Source organism: Sinomonas sp. ASV322, from assembly GCF_030908245.1.
In the GTDB taxonomy this organism is placed as follows: Bacteria; Actinomycetota; Actinomycetes; order Actinomycetales; family Micrococcaceae; genus Sinomonas.
Map to the genome: position 1 here is coordinate 227,514 of NZ_JAVFJJ010000002.1, position 15,048 is coordinate 242,561.

Below are 15,048 nucleotides of genomic sequence, written 5' to 3' on the forward strand. Positions count from 1 at the left end.
GGGCCGCCGTCGCGGCAGTGTGGGTCAGGCGCCGAGTTCCTTCGAGCCGCCCTTCGCGACGGTCACGACCTCGGGAACGCGCGGGCGCTGCGTGCCGGTGAAGGTGAACCGCGCGGACTCGTCATCGCCGTCGACGTCCACCAGGACGATGTCCCCCGACGAAAGGTCGCCGAAGAGGATCTTCTCGGAGAGCTGGTCCTCGATCTCGCTCTGGATCACGCGGCGCAGCGGCCGGGCGCCCATCGCGGGATCGTAGCCGCGCTTCGCGAGAAGGATCTTCGCCTTCTGCGTGAGCTCGATGCCCATGTCCTTGTCCTTGAGCCGCTTCTCGAGTCGGTCGATCATGAGGTCGACGATCTCGATGATCTCCTCCTGCGTGAGCTGCGGGAACACGACCAGATCGTCGACGCGGTTGAGGAACTCGGGGCGGAAGTGCTGCTTGAGCTCCTCCGTCACGCGGGCCTTCATGCGCTCGTACGTCGTCTTCGTGTCCGTGCCGGACTGGAAGCCGGTCATGACGCCCTTCGAGATGTCGCGGGAGCCGAGGTTGGTCGTCATGATGATGATCGTGTTCTTGAAGTCCACGACCCGGCCCTGGCTGTCCGTGAGGCGCCCGTCCTCGAGGATCTGCAGTAGCGAGTTGAAGAGGTCCGCGTGGGCCTTCTCGACCTCGTCGAACAGGACCACGGAGAACGGCCGGCGGCGCACCTTCTCAGTGAGCTGGCCGCCCTCTTCGTAGCCGACGTAGCCCGGAGGGGCACCGAAGAGCCGCGAGACCGTGTGCTTCTCCGAGAACTCGGACATGTCCAGCGTGATGAGGGCATCCTCTTCGCCGAACAGGAACTCCGCGAGGGCCTTCGCGAGCTCGGTCTTGCCAACGCCCGTGGGGCCGGCGAAGATGAACGACCCACCCGGACGCTTGGGGTCCTTGAGGCCCGCACGCGTGCGGCGGATGGAGCGCGAGAGCGCCTTGATCGCATCGTCCTGGCCGACGACGCGCTTGTGCAGCTCGTCCTCCATGTGGAGCAGCCGGGAGGACTCCTCCTCGGTGAGCTTGAACACCGGGATGCCCGTCGAGTTCGCGAGCACCTCGGCAACGAGCTCCTCGTCGACCTCGGCCACTCCGTCCATGTCGCCCGACTTCCAGGCACGCTCGCGCTCGGCGCGCTCGGAGATGAGCTTCTGCTCCTTGTCGCGCAGCGAGGCGGCGCCCTCGAAGTCCTGCGCGTCGATCGCGGACTCCTTCTCGAGCTTGAGGCCCGCGATGCGCTCGTCGAGCGCCTTGAGCTCCGGCGGGGCCGTCATGCGGCGGATGCGCAGCCGCGCGCCCGCCTCGTCGATGAGGTCGATCGCCTTGTCCGGGAGGAAGCGGTCGCTGATGTACCGCTCCGAGAGGTTTGCCGCTGCGGCGAGCGCGCCGTCCGTGATCGTGACACGGTGGTGCGCCTCGTAGCGGTCGCGGAGCCCCTTGAGGATCTCGATGGTCAAGGCAACGGAAGGCTCGGAGACCTGGATCGGCTGGAAGCGGCGCTCAAGCGCGGCGTCCTTCTCGATGTGCTTGCGGTACTCGTCGAGCGTCGTCGCGCCGATCGTCTGCAGCTCGCCGCGGGCGAGCATCGGCTTGAGGATGCTCGCGGCGTCGATCGCGCCCTCGGCCGCACCCGCTCCGACGAGCGTGTGGATCTCGTCGATGAACAGGATGATGTCGCCGCGCGTGCGGATCTCCTTGAGGACCTTCTTGAGGCGCTCTTCGAAGTCGCCGCGGTAGCGGGAGCCGGCCACGAGGGAGCCGAGGTCGAGCGTGTAGAGCTGCTTGTCCTTGATCGTCTCGGGGACGTCTCCGCGCACGATCGCCTGCGCGAGGCCCTCGACGACGGCGGTCTTGCCGACGCCGGGCTCGCCGATCAGCACGGGGTTGTTCTTCGTGCGGCGCGAGAGGACCTGCATGACGCGTTCCATCTCGTGCTCGCGCCCGATCACGGGATCGAGCTTGTTCTCGCGCGCGGCCTGCGTGAGGTTCCGGCCGAACTGGTCGAGCACCACGGAGCCGGCCGGGCTGCCCTCGGGCTGGCCCCCGCCGGAGGCAGCGGACGCGGCCTCCTTGCCCTGATATCCGGACAGGAGCTGGATGACCTGCTGGCGGACGCGGTTGAGATCCGCACCGAGCTTGACGAGCACCTGCGCGGCAACACCCTCGCCCTCACGGATGAGGCCCAGGAGGATGTGCTCCGTACCGATGTAGTTGTGGCCGAGCTGGAGCGCCTCGCGCAGCGAGAGCTCAAGCACCTTCTTGGCGCGCGGCGTGAACGGAATGTGGCCGGACGGAGCCTGCTGGCCCTGCCCGATGATCTCCTGCACCTGCTCGCGCACACCGTCCAGGGAGATGCCCAGGGATTCGAGGGCCTTGGCGGCCACTCCCTCCCCCTCATGGATGAGGCCCAGGAGGATGTGCTCGGTGCCGATGTAGTTGTGGTTGAGCATGCGGGCCTCTTCTTGGGCCAGCACGACCACGCGGCGGGCGCGGTCTGTGAATCTCTCGAACATCGCTCGAACTCCCCGGTCTTGCTGTTGGGTGCAATGCCGCCAAGGGCGGCACTGGCGCGTAGTTCGATGCTACGTGCCGGGGGCTCGACGCACACGGCTGTTCGCCACAGGGTGAACACCCGGCAAAGGACGACGGCGGCACTCGGATCGCGCCAAAACAGCACGAAACCCGGTGCACGGCACCGGGTTTCCTGCTGGTGGATGAACTCTGATCAGGCGTTGGCCTTGCGGTACGCTTCCTGGATCTCGGCCTGGATACGACCGCGGCTGTTCACGCTGTACCCATTGTCCCGCGCCCACTGCCGGATCTTCGCGGATTCGGAATTGCGCGAGCTGCTGCCGGCGGCCGCACGGGCGCGCGGCGCCTGGCCCGGGCGAGCAGTCGACTTGCGCGCCGCCCCAACGTAATCCTGAAGGGACTCGCGGAGCTTCGCGGCGTTCGCGTGGGAAAGATCGATCTCGTAGCTGGATCCGTCGAGGCCGAAACGCACGGTTTCGTCTGCAGAACCGCCGTCGAGGTCGTCAACGAGGATGATCTTGACTTTCTGTGCCACGGGCGTTCTCTCTCTAGTCGGCGCTGGGGAACGGCATGTCTCATGCACTGCACTCGCTGCGGTCCGAACAATTCGGAGATCTAACTGCCCGATCAGGCCGCCGCTATTGCACTTCCATTATGCTTCTGGCTCAGCGGCGCGTCAAAACGAATCACCCAAGCGACGGGGAACTATTCCCGCCCTCTCGGCGTTCGGCTTCCCTTTCCGCACGCGCCAACGCCTCGCGCTCCGACTTGTCCGCGTTGAAAATCGCCCGAATCGCGAACCAGAAAATCAGGCCGACCACGATCGGCGGGAGAAGGACGGCTAAGTAATCCATGTCAGTTCGCCTCTGGCTTGAGGAGTGGGAAGAGGATCGTTTCGCGAATGCCTGCCTGCGTGAAGAGCATGACGAGGCGATCGATGCCCAGGCCGATTCCGCCCATGGGCGGGGCCCCGTATTCGAGGGCGCGGAGGAAGTCCTCGTCGAGCTGCATGGCCTCGTCGTCGCCTTCGGCCGCAAGCCGGGACTGCTCGGTGAGCCGCTCGCGCTGGATCACCGGGTCGATGAGCTCGGAGAACGCGGTTCCGCGTTCCATTCCTCCGATAATGAGGTCCCACGCTTCGATGAGGCGTGGGTCGTCACGGTGCGGGCGGGCGAGCGGCTGCGCCGACGGCGGGTAATCGTAGACAAACGTCGGATTCAGAAGGGTCGGTTCGACGATATCCCCGAAGAGCTCGATGACGGCCTTTTCAGTCGTCCACAAAGGATCCGTCTTAACGCCACACTTGTCGCCGATCTCAAGAAGTCGTTCAAGTGGCGTCTCGGGCGTGATCTCTTCTCCGACAGCTTCCGAGAGGCCCGGGTAAACACCGAGCCAGCGCCATTCGCCGTCGAGATCGATGGTTCCCTGCGGAGTCTCGATCTGGCGCGTTCCCACGACATCAGCGGCGTTGAGGATGATCTCCTTCATCCGCTCGGCCATCGTGAATTGGTCGGCGTACGCTTCGTAGCATTCAAGAGTCGTAAATTCCGGGCTGTGGGTCGAATCGACGCCCTCGTTGCGGAACACGCGACCGATCTCGTAGACGCGCTCGATTCCGCCCACCACGGCCCGCTTGAGGTAGAGCTCAGTGGCAATGCGGAGCGTCATCCGCTGATCGAACGCATTGAGATGCGTTTCGAACGGCCGGGCCGTCGCACCGCCATGGATGAGGTTGAGCATGGGCGTCTCGACTTCCACGTAGCCATGGGAATCGAGGGTCTCGCGAACCGACTTCGTGACATTGGCCCGCGTGTAGATCATCTGGCGCGCCTCGTCGCGCACGAGCAGATCGACATACCGCTGACGGACCCGCGTCTCCTCGCTGAGCTCGGCGTGGAGGGTGGGGAGCGGACGGAGGGCCTTCGAGGCCATCTTCCATTCGTCCGCCATGATCGAGAGCTCGCCGCGCCTCGAGGAGATGACCTCGCCATGCACGAAGACGTGATCGCCGAGGTCAACGAGGGCCTTCCAGTCGGCGAGGCGCTCCTCGCCCACGTTGGCGAGGCTCAGCATGGCCTGGAGGCGCGTGCCATCGCCCTCCTGGAGGGTCGCGAAGCACAGCTTGCCCGTATTGCGCACGAAGACAACACGGCCGACGACGCCGACGACGTCGCCCGTCGTGGAGTCCGGCTCGAGATCGGGGTACTTCGCGCGGATCTCGGCGAGCGAGTGACTGCGGTCGAGCTTGACCGGATACGGCTCCTCGCCGCTCGCAAGGAGCTTTCCGCGCTTTTCGATGCGAATATGCATCTGCTCGCTGGCGTCGGCTGGCTCCATTCCGGGAGCGGAGTTCTCTGCAGTCACAATGTTCCATTCTAACTTCAAGTCATGAGCCTCCACCCCGTGGGCTAGGCTCGTGCCATGGCAGCTTCCCAGATCCTCGCCACGACTGTTTCGACAGGGGACGGTGCTGTCCTCGAGCTCTTGACCGCCCCGGCAGGCAACGGGCGGACGGAGGGCGGCGTCGTCGTCGTCCATGGCTCCATGGTGACCGCGGACCTGTACCGCGAGCTGGCCCTCCGCCTCGCCGACGCTCTCCGCGCGCCGGTCCACGTCTACAACCGGCGCGGACGCGGGGCGTCGTCGCCCCAGCCTGCGAATTACTCGCTCGCGATGGAGATCGCGGACCTCGGAGCCGTCCTCGAGCACACGGGATCGCAGGCGGTCTTCGGGCACAACTACGGCGGCTGCATCGCCCTCCACGCGGGCCGCACGCTCGACATCGGGCAGCTCGCCGTCTACGACCCGATCATCTCGTTCAACGGAAGCTACAACGCCGACTGGCTCGACGACTACGAATCAGCGCTCAGCCATAAGGACGAGGAGAAGGCCCTCGCCGTGCTCCTCCGCGGACTCCAGACCGCCGGCCCGATCTCGAAGCTCCCGCTCCCCATCCTCACGGTCCTCAACCGGATCGGAAGCCGTACTCAGCCCGGCAAGGTGCTCACGAAGCTCCTCCCGACCGGGCCGCGCGAAATCAGAGCCATCGTCGCCGCGGATTCGAAGGCCGAGCCGTTCGACCAGCTCCCGCTTGAGACGCTCTTCCTCGTGGGCGGCGCGAGCCCCGAATACTTCGCAGAGGCCGCCGAAAAGCTCGACGGCGTGCTGCCCGCCTCAGACTTCGACGTCCTCCCGAAGCTTGCCCACGACGCACCGGAGCGCCCCGCGAAGGCCCTCGTGGACCGGCTCGCCGAGTTCTTCTCGAGCTGACGCTGCGCAATTGTTGGCTTGAGCAGGGTTCTGCACCGCTTGACCCTGCGCAGAGGACAATTCGCGTCAGCGGGCTTTGAGTCAGCGGGCCTTGAGGGGCATGTTGTCGATGAGCCGGACGTCGCCGACGCGCGCCGCGACGATCGCGAGTGCCTCGCCCGTGAACGGGGTCTCGCGGCAGGCGAACGCGAGCGGCTCGAGGGTATCGGGATCGACGACGTCGAAATAGTCGAGCTCGACGCCGGGCTGGGATTCGATGAGGGCGACGGCGTCGTCCGGCATGAGCGGTTCGTGCGCCGCCGCGCGGGCGTCGACGAGGAGCAGTGCGCGGGAAAGGACGAGCGCCGCGTCGCGTTCCTCGTCGCTCAGGAACTGGTTTCGGCTCGAGAGCGCGAGGCCGTCGGCGGCCCGCACGATCGGGACGCCGACCACGTCGACCGGGAAGTCGAGGTCCCTGACCATGCGGCGCACGATCGCGAGCTGCTGCGCGTCCTTCTGCCCGAAGTAGGCCCGGAAGGCTGCGGGCTGCCCCGCGACGGGACCGGGCATCGCGAGATGGAAGAGCTTCGCGACGACCGTAAGCACGCCGTCGAAATGCCCCGGGCGGGAGGCCCCCTCCCACTTCTCGGCGAGCCGCCCCGCGGTCACGCGGACGAGGGGATCGCCGCCGGGGTACATCTCGTCCACGCTGGGGGCGAAGACGAGGTCGACGCCGACCCCCTCCAGGAGCGCCGCGTCGGCGTCGAGGGTGCGCGGGTAGCGCTCGAGGTCCGTGGGGTCGCCGAACTGGAGCGGGTTGACGAAAATGCTTGCGACGACGACGTCGTTTGCGGCGACGGCCGCCTTGGCAAGCCGGCGGTGGCCGTCGTGGAGGGCGCCCATGGTGGGGACCAGGCCGAGCGAAGCCCTGGGGGCTAGGGGGTCGACGAGGCCGAGCGAGGCCCCGCTCCCCCTCCGTCCCGCGTGTTCCGCGAGCAGGCGGGCGATCTCGGCACGCAGCTCGGCCTTCGTCTGGACGACGGTGATGGGCATCAAGGTTCCTCTCGCGGATCGGGTGCGGCCCCGCCGTCGTCCTCGCGTGGGGCGAGCGCCTCTTCGAGCCGCGCGCGCACGTCGGCGCCGAACAGCCCGCGCCGCTCCGCGCGTCGTGCCGTGGCGCGCGCCATCGCTCGGTAGGCCTCGAAAATATCTGGGGAACCGCCGTCGTTCGCCAGCTCGCCAAGCGCCTCAACGTGGGCCGTGACGGTGCCCACGTCGCCGCGGGCGACTGGCCCCGTCAGCGCGGACTCGCCGGCCGAGAGCGCGTTCTCAAGCGACGCGCGGAGGAGCGGGCCGAGGAGCCGGTCGGGCTCGGCGACGCCGATGCGGGCGAGGATCTCGGCAGCCTGCGCGGCGATCGTCACGAGATGGTTCGAACCGTGGGCGAGGGCCGCGTGATAGGCCACGCGGTCCGCCTCGGCGATGACGACGGGCTCGGCGCCCATCTCGACGACGAGGGCCTGGGCGATCGGGAGCATCGCCGGATCCGCCGTGACGCCGAAGCGGCAGTCCATGAGCCGTCCCAGATCGAGGCTCATGCCCGTGAACGTCATGGCCGGATGGATCGCGAGCGGGATCGCTCCCGCCGCACGCACGGGGGCGAGGACGCCCACGCCGTGCCGGCCGGACGTGTGGGCCACGAGCTGGCCGGGCTGCCACGCGCCGAGCTTCGCGAGGCCTTCGACGAGCGAGCCGAGCGCATCGTCCGGGACGGCGAGCAGCACGAGCTCCGACCGCTCGACGACATCCGGGATTTCGAGGATCGGCACACCGGGGAGAAGAGTCTCCGCACGCTCGCGGCTCGCCTCCGAGACCGCGGAGACGCCGACGACGGCGTGCTCGGCCGCGCGCAGGGCCGCACCGAGCACGGCGCCCACCTTGCCCGCCCCGATGACGCCGACGCCGAGTCGTCCGGGACGCGTCACGCCGCGCTCCTCAGTTGCCTGCGCGCGCGGGGATCCTCACGCATAGCCGCCCTCGGCGTCGCCCGCCCGGTTGGGCCCGGCCTCGCGTCCGTTCTTCGGCTCCTCGCCTTCCTCGGGAGGCACCCGGCAGAAGCGCTCGACGAGCAGGCCGATCGCCACCATGATGACGCCGCCGCCCATCATCGCGACCGCCTGGAGGACTACGGGGCTCGTCGAGCGCACCGCCCAGACCGGAAGCTGGTCGGCGATGACGCCCGCGTGCCATCCGAGCAGCACGGCACCCGCGTACGCGCACGCGTGCGCGAGGACGAGTGTGCGCGCCGCGAAGATCGGATCGAGCATCTGCGTGCGCTTCTCGCTGTTCCGCCAGCGCAGCACGCGGATCCCGAGCGCAAGCGTGAAGACAGCGATGACGGCCATGCTCCCGAGCGCACTGTACGGCAGCACCGGCGTCGTGCCTGACGAGCGGTCGGAGAGCTCCGTTGCGGCGAACCCGGCGAGGCCGAGGACGACGCCGATGATCGCGAGCACTGTGACGCGGAGCGGCTTCACGGCTGCCCCTCGTCGAGGAGATCGTAGCCTTCGACGCCGTCGGCATCCGCGCAGTCCTCGAGGAGCTCGACAATTGGGTGCCCCTCGAGCACGGCCGTCGGATCGATGAGGAGCCACGGGTAGAGGACAAACGCGCGCTCCGACGCGCGCGGATGCGGAAGCGTGAGCAGCGGATCGTCCTGGCTCAGCTTGTTGTACGTGATGATGTCGATGTCGAGCGTGCGCGGGCCCCAGCGGACCTCGCGGGTGCGGTGGTGCTTGGCCTCGATCGCCTGGCAGTGCGCGAGCAGCTCGTACGGGCTGAGGCTCGTCAGCACGATCATGACCATGTTGAGGAAGTCCGGCTGGCCCTCGGGGCCGCCGACGGCCTTCGTCTGCACGACCGGTGAGACGTCCACAAGGCGCACCTCAGGCCGGTCCACAAGGTCCGAGACGGCCTCGGCGAGCGTCTCGGCCCGCTCGCCGAGATTGCTCCCGAGGGCGAGGACGGCGCGCGTGTACTCAGAGCGGCTCGCCGACGCTCGGCCGGCCACGGGGGCTGCGCTCATGCCTGGCGTCCCCGGAAAACCGTGACGGCGACGTCGTCGAACGGGACCTCGATGGGGGCCTTCGGCTTGTGGACCGTGATTTCGGCCGCCTCGATCGCGGGGAACTCGCCGAGGACCATCTCGGCAATCCGGACCGCAAGCGTCTCGATGAGGTTTACCGGATCCCCCTCGACGATCTGCGTGATCCGCTCCGCGATCTCGGCGTAGCTCGCCGTATGCGCCAGATCATCGCTCGCGGCGGCTTCGGCGAAGTCGCTGTGCAGGACGGCGTCGACGACGAACGTCTGGCCGTCGCGGCGCTCGAAGTCGAGAACGCCGTGATAGCCGACGGCGGAAACGCCCCGGAGTGTGATGAGGTCGGCTCGGGTGCCCACTCGCGAGCCCTCAGCCCCTCGCCCGCGCGACGACTCTCACGGCGTCGAGGTTCGAGGCGACGTCGTGGACGCGGACGCCCCACACGCCCTTCGCGACGGTAAGGGTGGTGATCGCGGCGGTTGCGGCGTCGCGCTCCTCGAACGCAGCGGCCTTGCCCGCCGTCGTGAGAAGCTCCCCGAGGAAGCGCTTGCGGGACGCCCCCACGAGGACCTTGTGCCCGAGTCCGAGGAAGCGCTCGATCCCCGCGATGAGGGCCCAATTGTGGTCGGCGGTCTTGGCGAAGCCGAGGCCCGGATCGACGATGATCTTCTCGTCCTCGACGCCGGCCTCGCGCAAGCGATCGCGGACCTTCGTCGTCTCGGCCAGGACGTCCTCGAGAACGTCGCCGTACTCGGAGAGCGAATCCATGACGCGGGACGGGCCGCGGTTGTGCATGAGGATGTAGTACGCGCCGCGCCCCGCGACGACGTCGATCATCTCCTGGCTCACGGTGATGCCCGAGACGTCGTTGACGATGAGCGCGCCCGCATCGAGCGCCTTGGCTGCCGTGCTCGCGCGCCGCGTGTCGACAGACACGAGCGCCCCGGCCTTCACGAGCGCCTCGATCACGGGAAGGACGCGCCGCTGCTCCTCGTCCTCGGGCACCTCCGCGGCACCGGGCCGCGTCGATTCGCCGCCGACGTCGATGATGTCTGCTCCGCCGTAGAACATGCGCAGGCCGGCCGCGATGGCAGTATCCGCCGTCGCATGCTGACCCCCGTCGCTGAAGGAATCCGGCGTCACGTTGAGGATGCCCATGACGACCGCGCGGTCCGTCGGAAGTGCTTCGAAGGTGGCCCTCGGGCGGGGCTTGCGGAGAACGGGAAGGGGCGAGGTGTTGGGCCCGGTCCCGGGCGCGGCGGCGAGGGTGTCCATGGTCTACCTTCCGAGAATGAGGCTCATGGCCTCAGCGCGGGTTGCGGGATCGTGCAATTGCCCACGGACGGCACTTGTGACGGTCTTTGCGCCGGGCTTGCGAACCCCGCGCATCGACATGCACATGTGCTCGCACTCGACGACGACGATGACACCGCGCGGCTTGAGGTGCTCCACGAGGGCCTCGGCGACATCCGTCGTGAGGCGCTCCTGGACCTGCGGCCGGCGGGCGTAGACGTCGACGAGCCGAGCGAGCTTGCTCAGACCGGTGACGCGCCCATCGTGCGAGGGGATGTACCCGACGTGGGCGACTCCGTGGAACGGGACGAGATGGTGCTCGCAGGTCGAGTAGAACGGAATGTCCTTGACGAGAACGAGCTCCTCGTGATCGAGGTCGAAGGTCACGCCGAGGACGTCCTCGGGTGTCTGGTGGAGACCCGCGAAAGTCTCGGCGAACGAGCGCGCCACCCGCTTCGGGGTGTCGCGCAGTCCGCTCCGATCGGGGTCCTCCCCGACCGCGATGAGGATCTCCCGGACGGCCGCCTCGATCCGCGGAAGGTCGATAGAGGTGTCGAGGCCGTCGGCGGCGGCAACGTCGTCGTCGTCAATGTGGGTCACGGCATGATCCTAGCGGGGCCGCCTCACGCGCCGGGCCGCGAGTCGCCTGCGTGACCGTCGTGCGGGGCCGCGGAACCGCCCGAGAACTCCTGCTCTCCGCCCGTGTGGACGTGCGGATGCTGAGCATCGAGGGGCTGGTTCCGGCGCGCGGCCGCGGCCTCCTCCTGGGCCCTGCGCTCGGCGTCCGTGGCCTGGTCGTGGTCCTGCCGCGTCTTCGCGGCGCGGGCCTCGCGCTCGCGGCGCTCGTTCTCGGTCTCGACCGGCGGGATGTTCTGCACCGGGCGGGACTCCTTCGAGAGCCACACCTCGCGGAAGTCGCGCTTGCGGATGTCCGTGAAGATCTCGGCGATCTCACGCTGGTTGAGGGTCTCGTGCTCGAGCAGCGAGGCCGCGAGGCGGTCCAGGACGTCGCGGTTGTCGGTGAGGATCGCGTAGGCCTCATCGTGCGCCTGGTCCATGAGACGGCGCACCTCCTCGTCCACGACGTACGCGACCTGGTCCGAGTAGTTGCGCTCGTGCGCGGCGTCACGGCCCAGGAACGGCTCTCCGCCGCCCTGACCGAGCTTGACCGCGCCGACACGCTCGCTCATGCCGTATTGCGTGACCATCATGCGGGCCGTCGAGGTGGCCTTCTCGATGTCGTTCGACGCACCCGTCGACGGATCGTGGAACACGATCTCCTCGGCGACGCGACCGCCCATCGCGTAGGCAAGCTGGTCGAGGAGCTCGTTGCGCGTCACGGAGTACTTGTCGTTCTCCGGGACCACCATCGTGTAGCCGAGCGCCCGGCCGCGGGGGAGGATCGTGATCTTCGTGACGGGGGCCGAGTTGCGGAGCGCGGCCGCCACAAGCGCGTGGCCGCCCTCGTGGTAGGCCGTGATCTTGCGCTCGAGGTCCTTCATGACGCGGCTGCGCTTCTGCGGGCCGGCCATGACGCGGTCGATCGCCTCGTCGAGGGCGCGATCATCGATGAGCTGCGCGTTCGAGCGCGCCGTGAGGAGCGCGGCCTCATTGAGGACGTTCGCGAGGTCGGCACCCGTGTAGCCCGGGGTCTTCTTCGCGACGGCCTTGAGGTCCACGTTGCCTGCCATCGGCTTGCCCTTGGAATGGACGCCGAGGATCTGCTCGCGGCCCACGAGGTCCGGCGCCTCCACCGGCACCTGACGGTCGAATCGGCCTGGGCGGAGGAGTGCCGGGTCGAGGACGTCGGGGCGGTTGGTCGCGGCGATGAGGATGACGTTCGCCTTGGGGTCGAAGCCATCCATCTCAACGAGGAGCTGGTTGAGGGTCTGCTCGCGCTCGTCGTTCCCGCCGCCGATGCCGGCTCCGCGGTGGCGGCCGACGGCGTCGATCTCGTCGACGAAGATGATCGAGGGCGCGTTCGACTTGGCCTGCTCGAAGAGATCACGGACGCGGGACGCACCCACGCCGACGAACATCTCGACGAAGTCGGAACCCGAGATCGAGAAGAATGGGACGCCAGCCTCGCCGGCGACGGCACGAGCCAGGAGCGTCTTGCCGGTTCCCGGAGGGCCGTAGAGCAGGACGCCCTTCGGGATTTTCGCTCCGACGGCCTGGAACTTTGCGGGCTCCTGGAGGAACTCCTTGATTTCCTGAAGTTCCTCGACGGCCTCGTCGGCGCCCGCGACGTCGCTAAACGTCACTTGGGGCATGTCCTTCGTGATCATCTTCGCCCGGGATTTGCCGAACTTCATGACTTGGGAGCCGCCGCCCTGCATGCGCGAGAGCAGGAACCAGAAGAGTGCGCCGAGCAGGAGGACGGGGATGATGAGGGACAGGATCGAGCCGAACCAGTTGTTGCCGGTCGGGACATCGTTGTAGGTCTTCAGGTTCGCGTTCTCGACAGCCTGGACAACCTCGCCTCCGCGCGGGTCAACGTAGTAGAACTGGACGTTCTTGCCCTTGCTCTGCCCGTTGTCGACGTAGTTGTCCTTGAGGACCATGTCGACGCGCTCTTCGCCGTTGTAGATCTTTGCGGAGTCGACCTTGCCGTCCTTGAGGAGCTGGAGGCCGACCTGCGTGTCGACCGTCGCGCTTCCGCCGGGCGCCAACGTGCCGAAGGCAATGAGAAGAAGAGCGATCACGACGAGGATCCAGATCCCCGGACCCTTGACGAAGCTTTTGACGTTCATGAAATCGGGGCCGAGCCCCGTCCCTTCTGTTGTGCCGCGGCGCCAGTGGCGCTGAGTTCCCCCGCCGTGTGTGCTGCTGCCATGCAGCACGCCGCTGTCAAGCAGTACCGCAACAAGCTATACCGTTCGGACAGCATCACGCACAGTCGGAGTCAAAAGTTCCCTCCGGGGGGAAGTGACCTGGCGAAAACGGGAAAATCACCCGTCCGGCGGCCCTCCCAGTACGCGTACACAATGGCACGCCGTCTTCTTGGTCCCTTCCAGTACGCGTACTGGAAGGGACCAGCGTGTTGGACCTCCGAAAGCCCCAAGAAGTCGCGGCTCGCCCCTCCGCACGAGGCCGCGCTGGGCCACATGCCGGGGGAACCCGTACACGACGGCACCCGTGCTGTCGTGTACGCGTACAGGACGGCACGCCTCGTTGCACCTCAACAGCATTCATCGCGGCGTTGCGTCCACATATGGCCTCGGACCCACTCTGTCGTCCCCAACCCTCGTTGAGGCTGGAGCGATGGGGATTCTCGAAACTCTCAATTCACTTGGAGGGGCCGCGCGCACCGGCCAACTGATCGCTCTTGGCCTCACGAAGCGGGATATCGCCGCTGCCCGAGCGGCCGGGATCGTGGGGGCCCCACGACGCGGCGTCGTCGCCCTCCCCGGCATCCCCACCGCGGTCGCCCTCGCAGCCGAGCACCGCGCGGCCCTCACCTGCGCCTCGGCAACGGAGCACTACGGGCTCTGGCGGCTCAACAACCCCGACAAGATCCATCTCGCCGCGAATCACCATCGCCTCCCCCATAGCGTCCGCGCCCACTATCCGGAGCTTAGGCCGGGACATGGACTCATCGCCACAAAGCTGCAAGTCCTCGTCCACACCTTGCACTGCCTGCCCTCGCTGGATGCCTTGGTCGTTCTTGAATCAGCGGCCAAGGCTGGATTCGATCTCGACCTCGTGCGGGAAAAGCTTCCGGGTGGGCGAAATGGACGACGGCGGAGGCTCCTTCGCCACGTCGACCCCAGCTCAGATTCGCCTCTTGAGACGGTCGCGCGCGTCCTGTTCCGCATGGCGGGATTCGAAGTCGAGACGCAGGTCTATATCGACGGCGTAGGGTGGGTGGACTTCCTCATCGAGGGGCGGATCATCGTCGAGATCGACGGCCTCGAGTTCCACCTCTCGCCTCGGCAGTTCGCGAAGGACCGCCACCGGGACAACGCGGCCGCGGGGCACGGATTGCGGTCGCTGCGGTTCACCTACGACGACGTCATCCGTCACCCCGAGCGCATGATCGCGGCAATCCACGCTGCGATCGGCGCCACACCGCGATGATCCGGGCCCGCGCACAGCGGACCCGTGCTGAACTGTACGGGTTCTCCGAAAAAGTGGTCGACCCCGGGACCTCTCAACACACAAGAACCCCGGAATCCCAGGGTTCTTGCGTGGCGTCCCTTCGAGTACGCGTACTGGAAGGGACGCAGGTGGGCGGGAGGAGACAGGGAGGGGCGGCTACTCGTAGACGTGGGGCGCGAGGGTCCCCACGAAGTCGAGATTCCTGTACTTCTCCGCGTAATCGAGCCCGTAGCCCACTACGAATTCGTTCGGGATGTCGAAGCCCACGTACTTGACGTCGATCTTGACCTTGGCGGCGTCGGGCTTGCGGAAGGCCGCGCAGATCTCGACGGACGCGGGGCCGCGGGACTCGAGGTTCGTCTTGAGCCACGAGAGCGTGAGGCCGGAGTCGATGATGTCCTCGACGATGAGGACGTGCTTGCCCATGAGGTCGGAGTCAAGGTCCTTGAGGATCCGGACGACCCCGGAGGACTGCGTTCCCGAGCCGTACGACGAGACGGCCATCCAGTCCATCGTCACGTGGCTGTGCAGTTCGCGGGCGAGGTCCGCCATGACCATGACGGCGCCCTTGAGCACGCCGACGATGAGGAGGTCCCTGCCCGCGTAGTCCCGGTCGATCTCGGCCGCGAGCTCGGCGATCCGCCGCTGGATCTGCTCGCGGTCATAAAGAACGTGCTTGAGGTCTGCCTGGACGTCGTGAGAATCCACCTGTGCTCCTGGAATTCGGGTCTCGGACGCCGCC

At 67.5% G+C, this 15,048-nt stretch carries 14 protein-coding genes; 2 read left to right on the plus strand and 12 right to left on the minus strand.

Translation table 11 applies throughout. From position 1 onward, the window contains the following. Nucleotides 1–24: 24 nt before the first annotated feature. From RBS12_RS03660 to lysS, 3 genes are all read right to left on the minus strand, one after another. The gene (locus tag RBS12_RS03660) at nt 25–2,544 is read right to left on the minus strand and encodes an ATP-dependent Clp protease ATP-binding subunit (RefSeq protein WP_307964707.1); all 2,520 of its coding nucleotides are present in this window, start codon (nt 2,542–2,544) and stop codon (nt 25–27) included. Nucleotides 2,545–2,756: 212 nt separating this feature from the next. Beyond that, nucleotides 2,757–3,098, minus strand: coding sequence for an Lsr2 family protein (locus tag RBS12_RS03665; protein ID WP_307964708.1), 342 nt, complete (start codon nt 3,096–3,098; stop codon nt 2,757–2,759). A 320-nt stretch (nt 3,099–3,418) separates the two neighbouring features. Then, a complete protein-coding gene (lysS, locus tag RBS12_RS03670) occupies nt 3,419–4,900 on the minus strand; it encodes a lysine--tRNA ligase (RefSeq protein ID WP_307964918.1) in 1,482 nt (493 codons plus the stop codon). A gap of 84 nt (nt 4,901–4,984) precedes the next feature. Between lysS and RBS12_RS03675 the strand changes: the two genes are divergently transcribed. Then, complete coding sequence (locus RBS12_RS03675) at nt 4,985–5,833, plus strand: alpha/beta hydrolase (RefSeq protein WP_307964709.1); 849 nt, start codon at nt 4,985–4,987, stop codon at nt 5,831–5,833. An 81-nt stretch (nt 5,834–5,914) separates the two neighbouring features. Here the strand turns inward: RBS12_RS03675 and panC are convergent, their stop codons facing one another. Genes panC through ftsH form a run of 8 tightly spaced genes read right to left on the minus strand, consistent with a single transcriptional unit; the run spans nt 5,915 to nt 12,958 of the window. After that, the gene (gene panC / locus RBS12_RS03680) at nt 5,915–6,865 is read right to left on the minus strand and encodes a pantoate--beta-alanine ligase (protein WP_307964710.1); all 951 of its coding nucleotides are present in this window, start codon (nt 6,863–6,865) and stop codon (nt 5,915–5,917) included. Continuing rightward, nucleotides 6,865–7,797: a DUF2520 domain-containing protein gene (locus tag RBS12_RS03685; protein WP_307964711.1), complete on the minus strand. Its 933-nt coding sequence runs from the start codon at nt 7,795–7,797 to the stop codon at nt 6,865–6,867. The genes panC and RBS12_RS03685 overlap by 1 nt, the downstream gene beginning before the upstream one ends. Before the next feature lie 36 nt (nt 7,798–7,833). After that, nucleotides 7,834–8,349 (minus strand): DUF3180 domain-containing protein, encoded by a 516-nt coding sequence (locus RBS12_RS03690; RefSeq protein ID WP_307964712.1) that lies wholly within the window; start codon nt 8,347–8,349, stop codon nt 7,834–7,836. After that, nucleotides 8,346–8,897 (minus strand): 2-amino-4-hydroxy-6-hydroxymethyldihydropteridine diphosphokinase, encoded by a 552-nt coding sequence (gene folK / locus RBS12_RS03695; protein ID WP_307964713.1) that lies wholly within the window; start codon nt 8,895–8,897, stop codon nt 8,346–8,348. Before folK ends, RBS12_RS03690 begins: the two co-directional genes overlap by 4 nt. After that, entirely contained in the window at nt 8,894–9,271 is a 378-nt protein-coding gene (folB, locus tag RBS12_RS03700; RefSeq protein WP_307964714.1) for a dihydroneopterin aldolase, read from the minus strand. Before folB ends, folK begins: the two co-directional genes overlap by 4 nt. Nucleotides 9,272–9,281: 10 nt before the next feature. Further along, complete coding sequence (gene folP / locus RBS12_RS03705; protein WP_307964715.1) at nt 9,282–10,187, minus strand: dihydropteroate synthase; 906 nt, start codon at nt 10,185–10,187, stop codon at nt 9,282–9,284. 3 nt (nt 10,188–10,190) lie between these two features. Continuing rightward, nucleotides 10,191–10,805: a GTP cyclohydrolase I FolE gene (gene folE / locus RBS12_RS03710; protein ID WP_307964716.1), complete on the minus strand. Its 615-nt coding sequence runs from the start codon at nt 10,803–10,805 to the stop codon at nt 10,191–10,193. A gap of 23 nt (nt 10,806–10,828) precedes the next feature. Next, nucleotides 10,829–12,958, minus strand: a complete 2,130-nt coding sequence (gene ftsH, locus RBS12_RS03715; RefSeq protein WP_307964717.1) for an ATP-dependent zinc metalloprotease FtsH — start codon at nt 12,956–12,958, stop codon at nt 10,829–10,831. A gap of 511 nt (nt 12,959–13,469) precedes the next feature. On the opposite strand from ftsH, the gene RBS12_RS03720 reads away from it, so the two are divergent. Beyond that, on the plus strand, nt 13,470–14,285 hold the full coding sequence (locus RBS12_RS03720; protein WP_307964718.1) for a DUF559 domain-containing protein: 816 nt from the start codon (nt 13,470–13,472) through the stop codon (nt 14,283–14,285). 177 nt (nt 14,286–14,462) lie between these two features. On the opposite strand, the gene hpt is transcribed toward RBS12_RS03720, so the two are convergent. Further along, complete coding sequence (gene hpt / locus RBS12_RS03725) at nt 14,463–15,014, minus strand: hypoxanthine phosphoribosyltransferase (RefSeq protein WP_307964719.1); 552 nt, start codon at nt 15,012–15,014, stop codon at nt 14,463–14,465. Nucleotides 15,015–15,048: the final 34 nt, after the last annotated feature.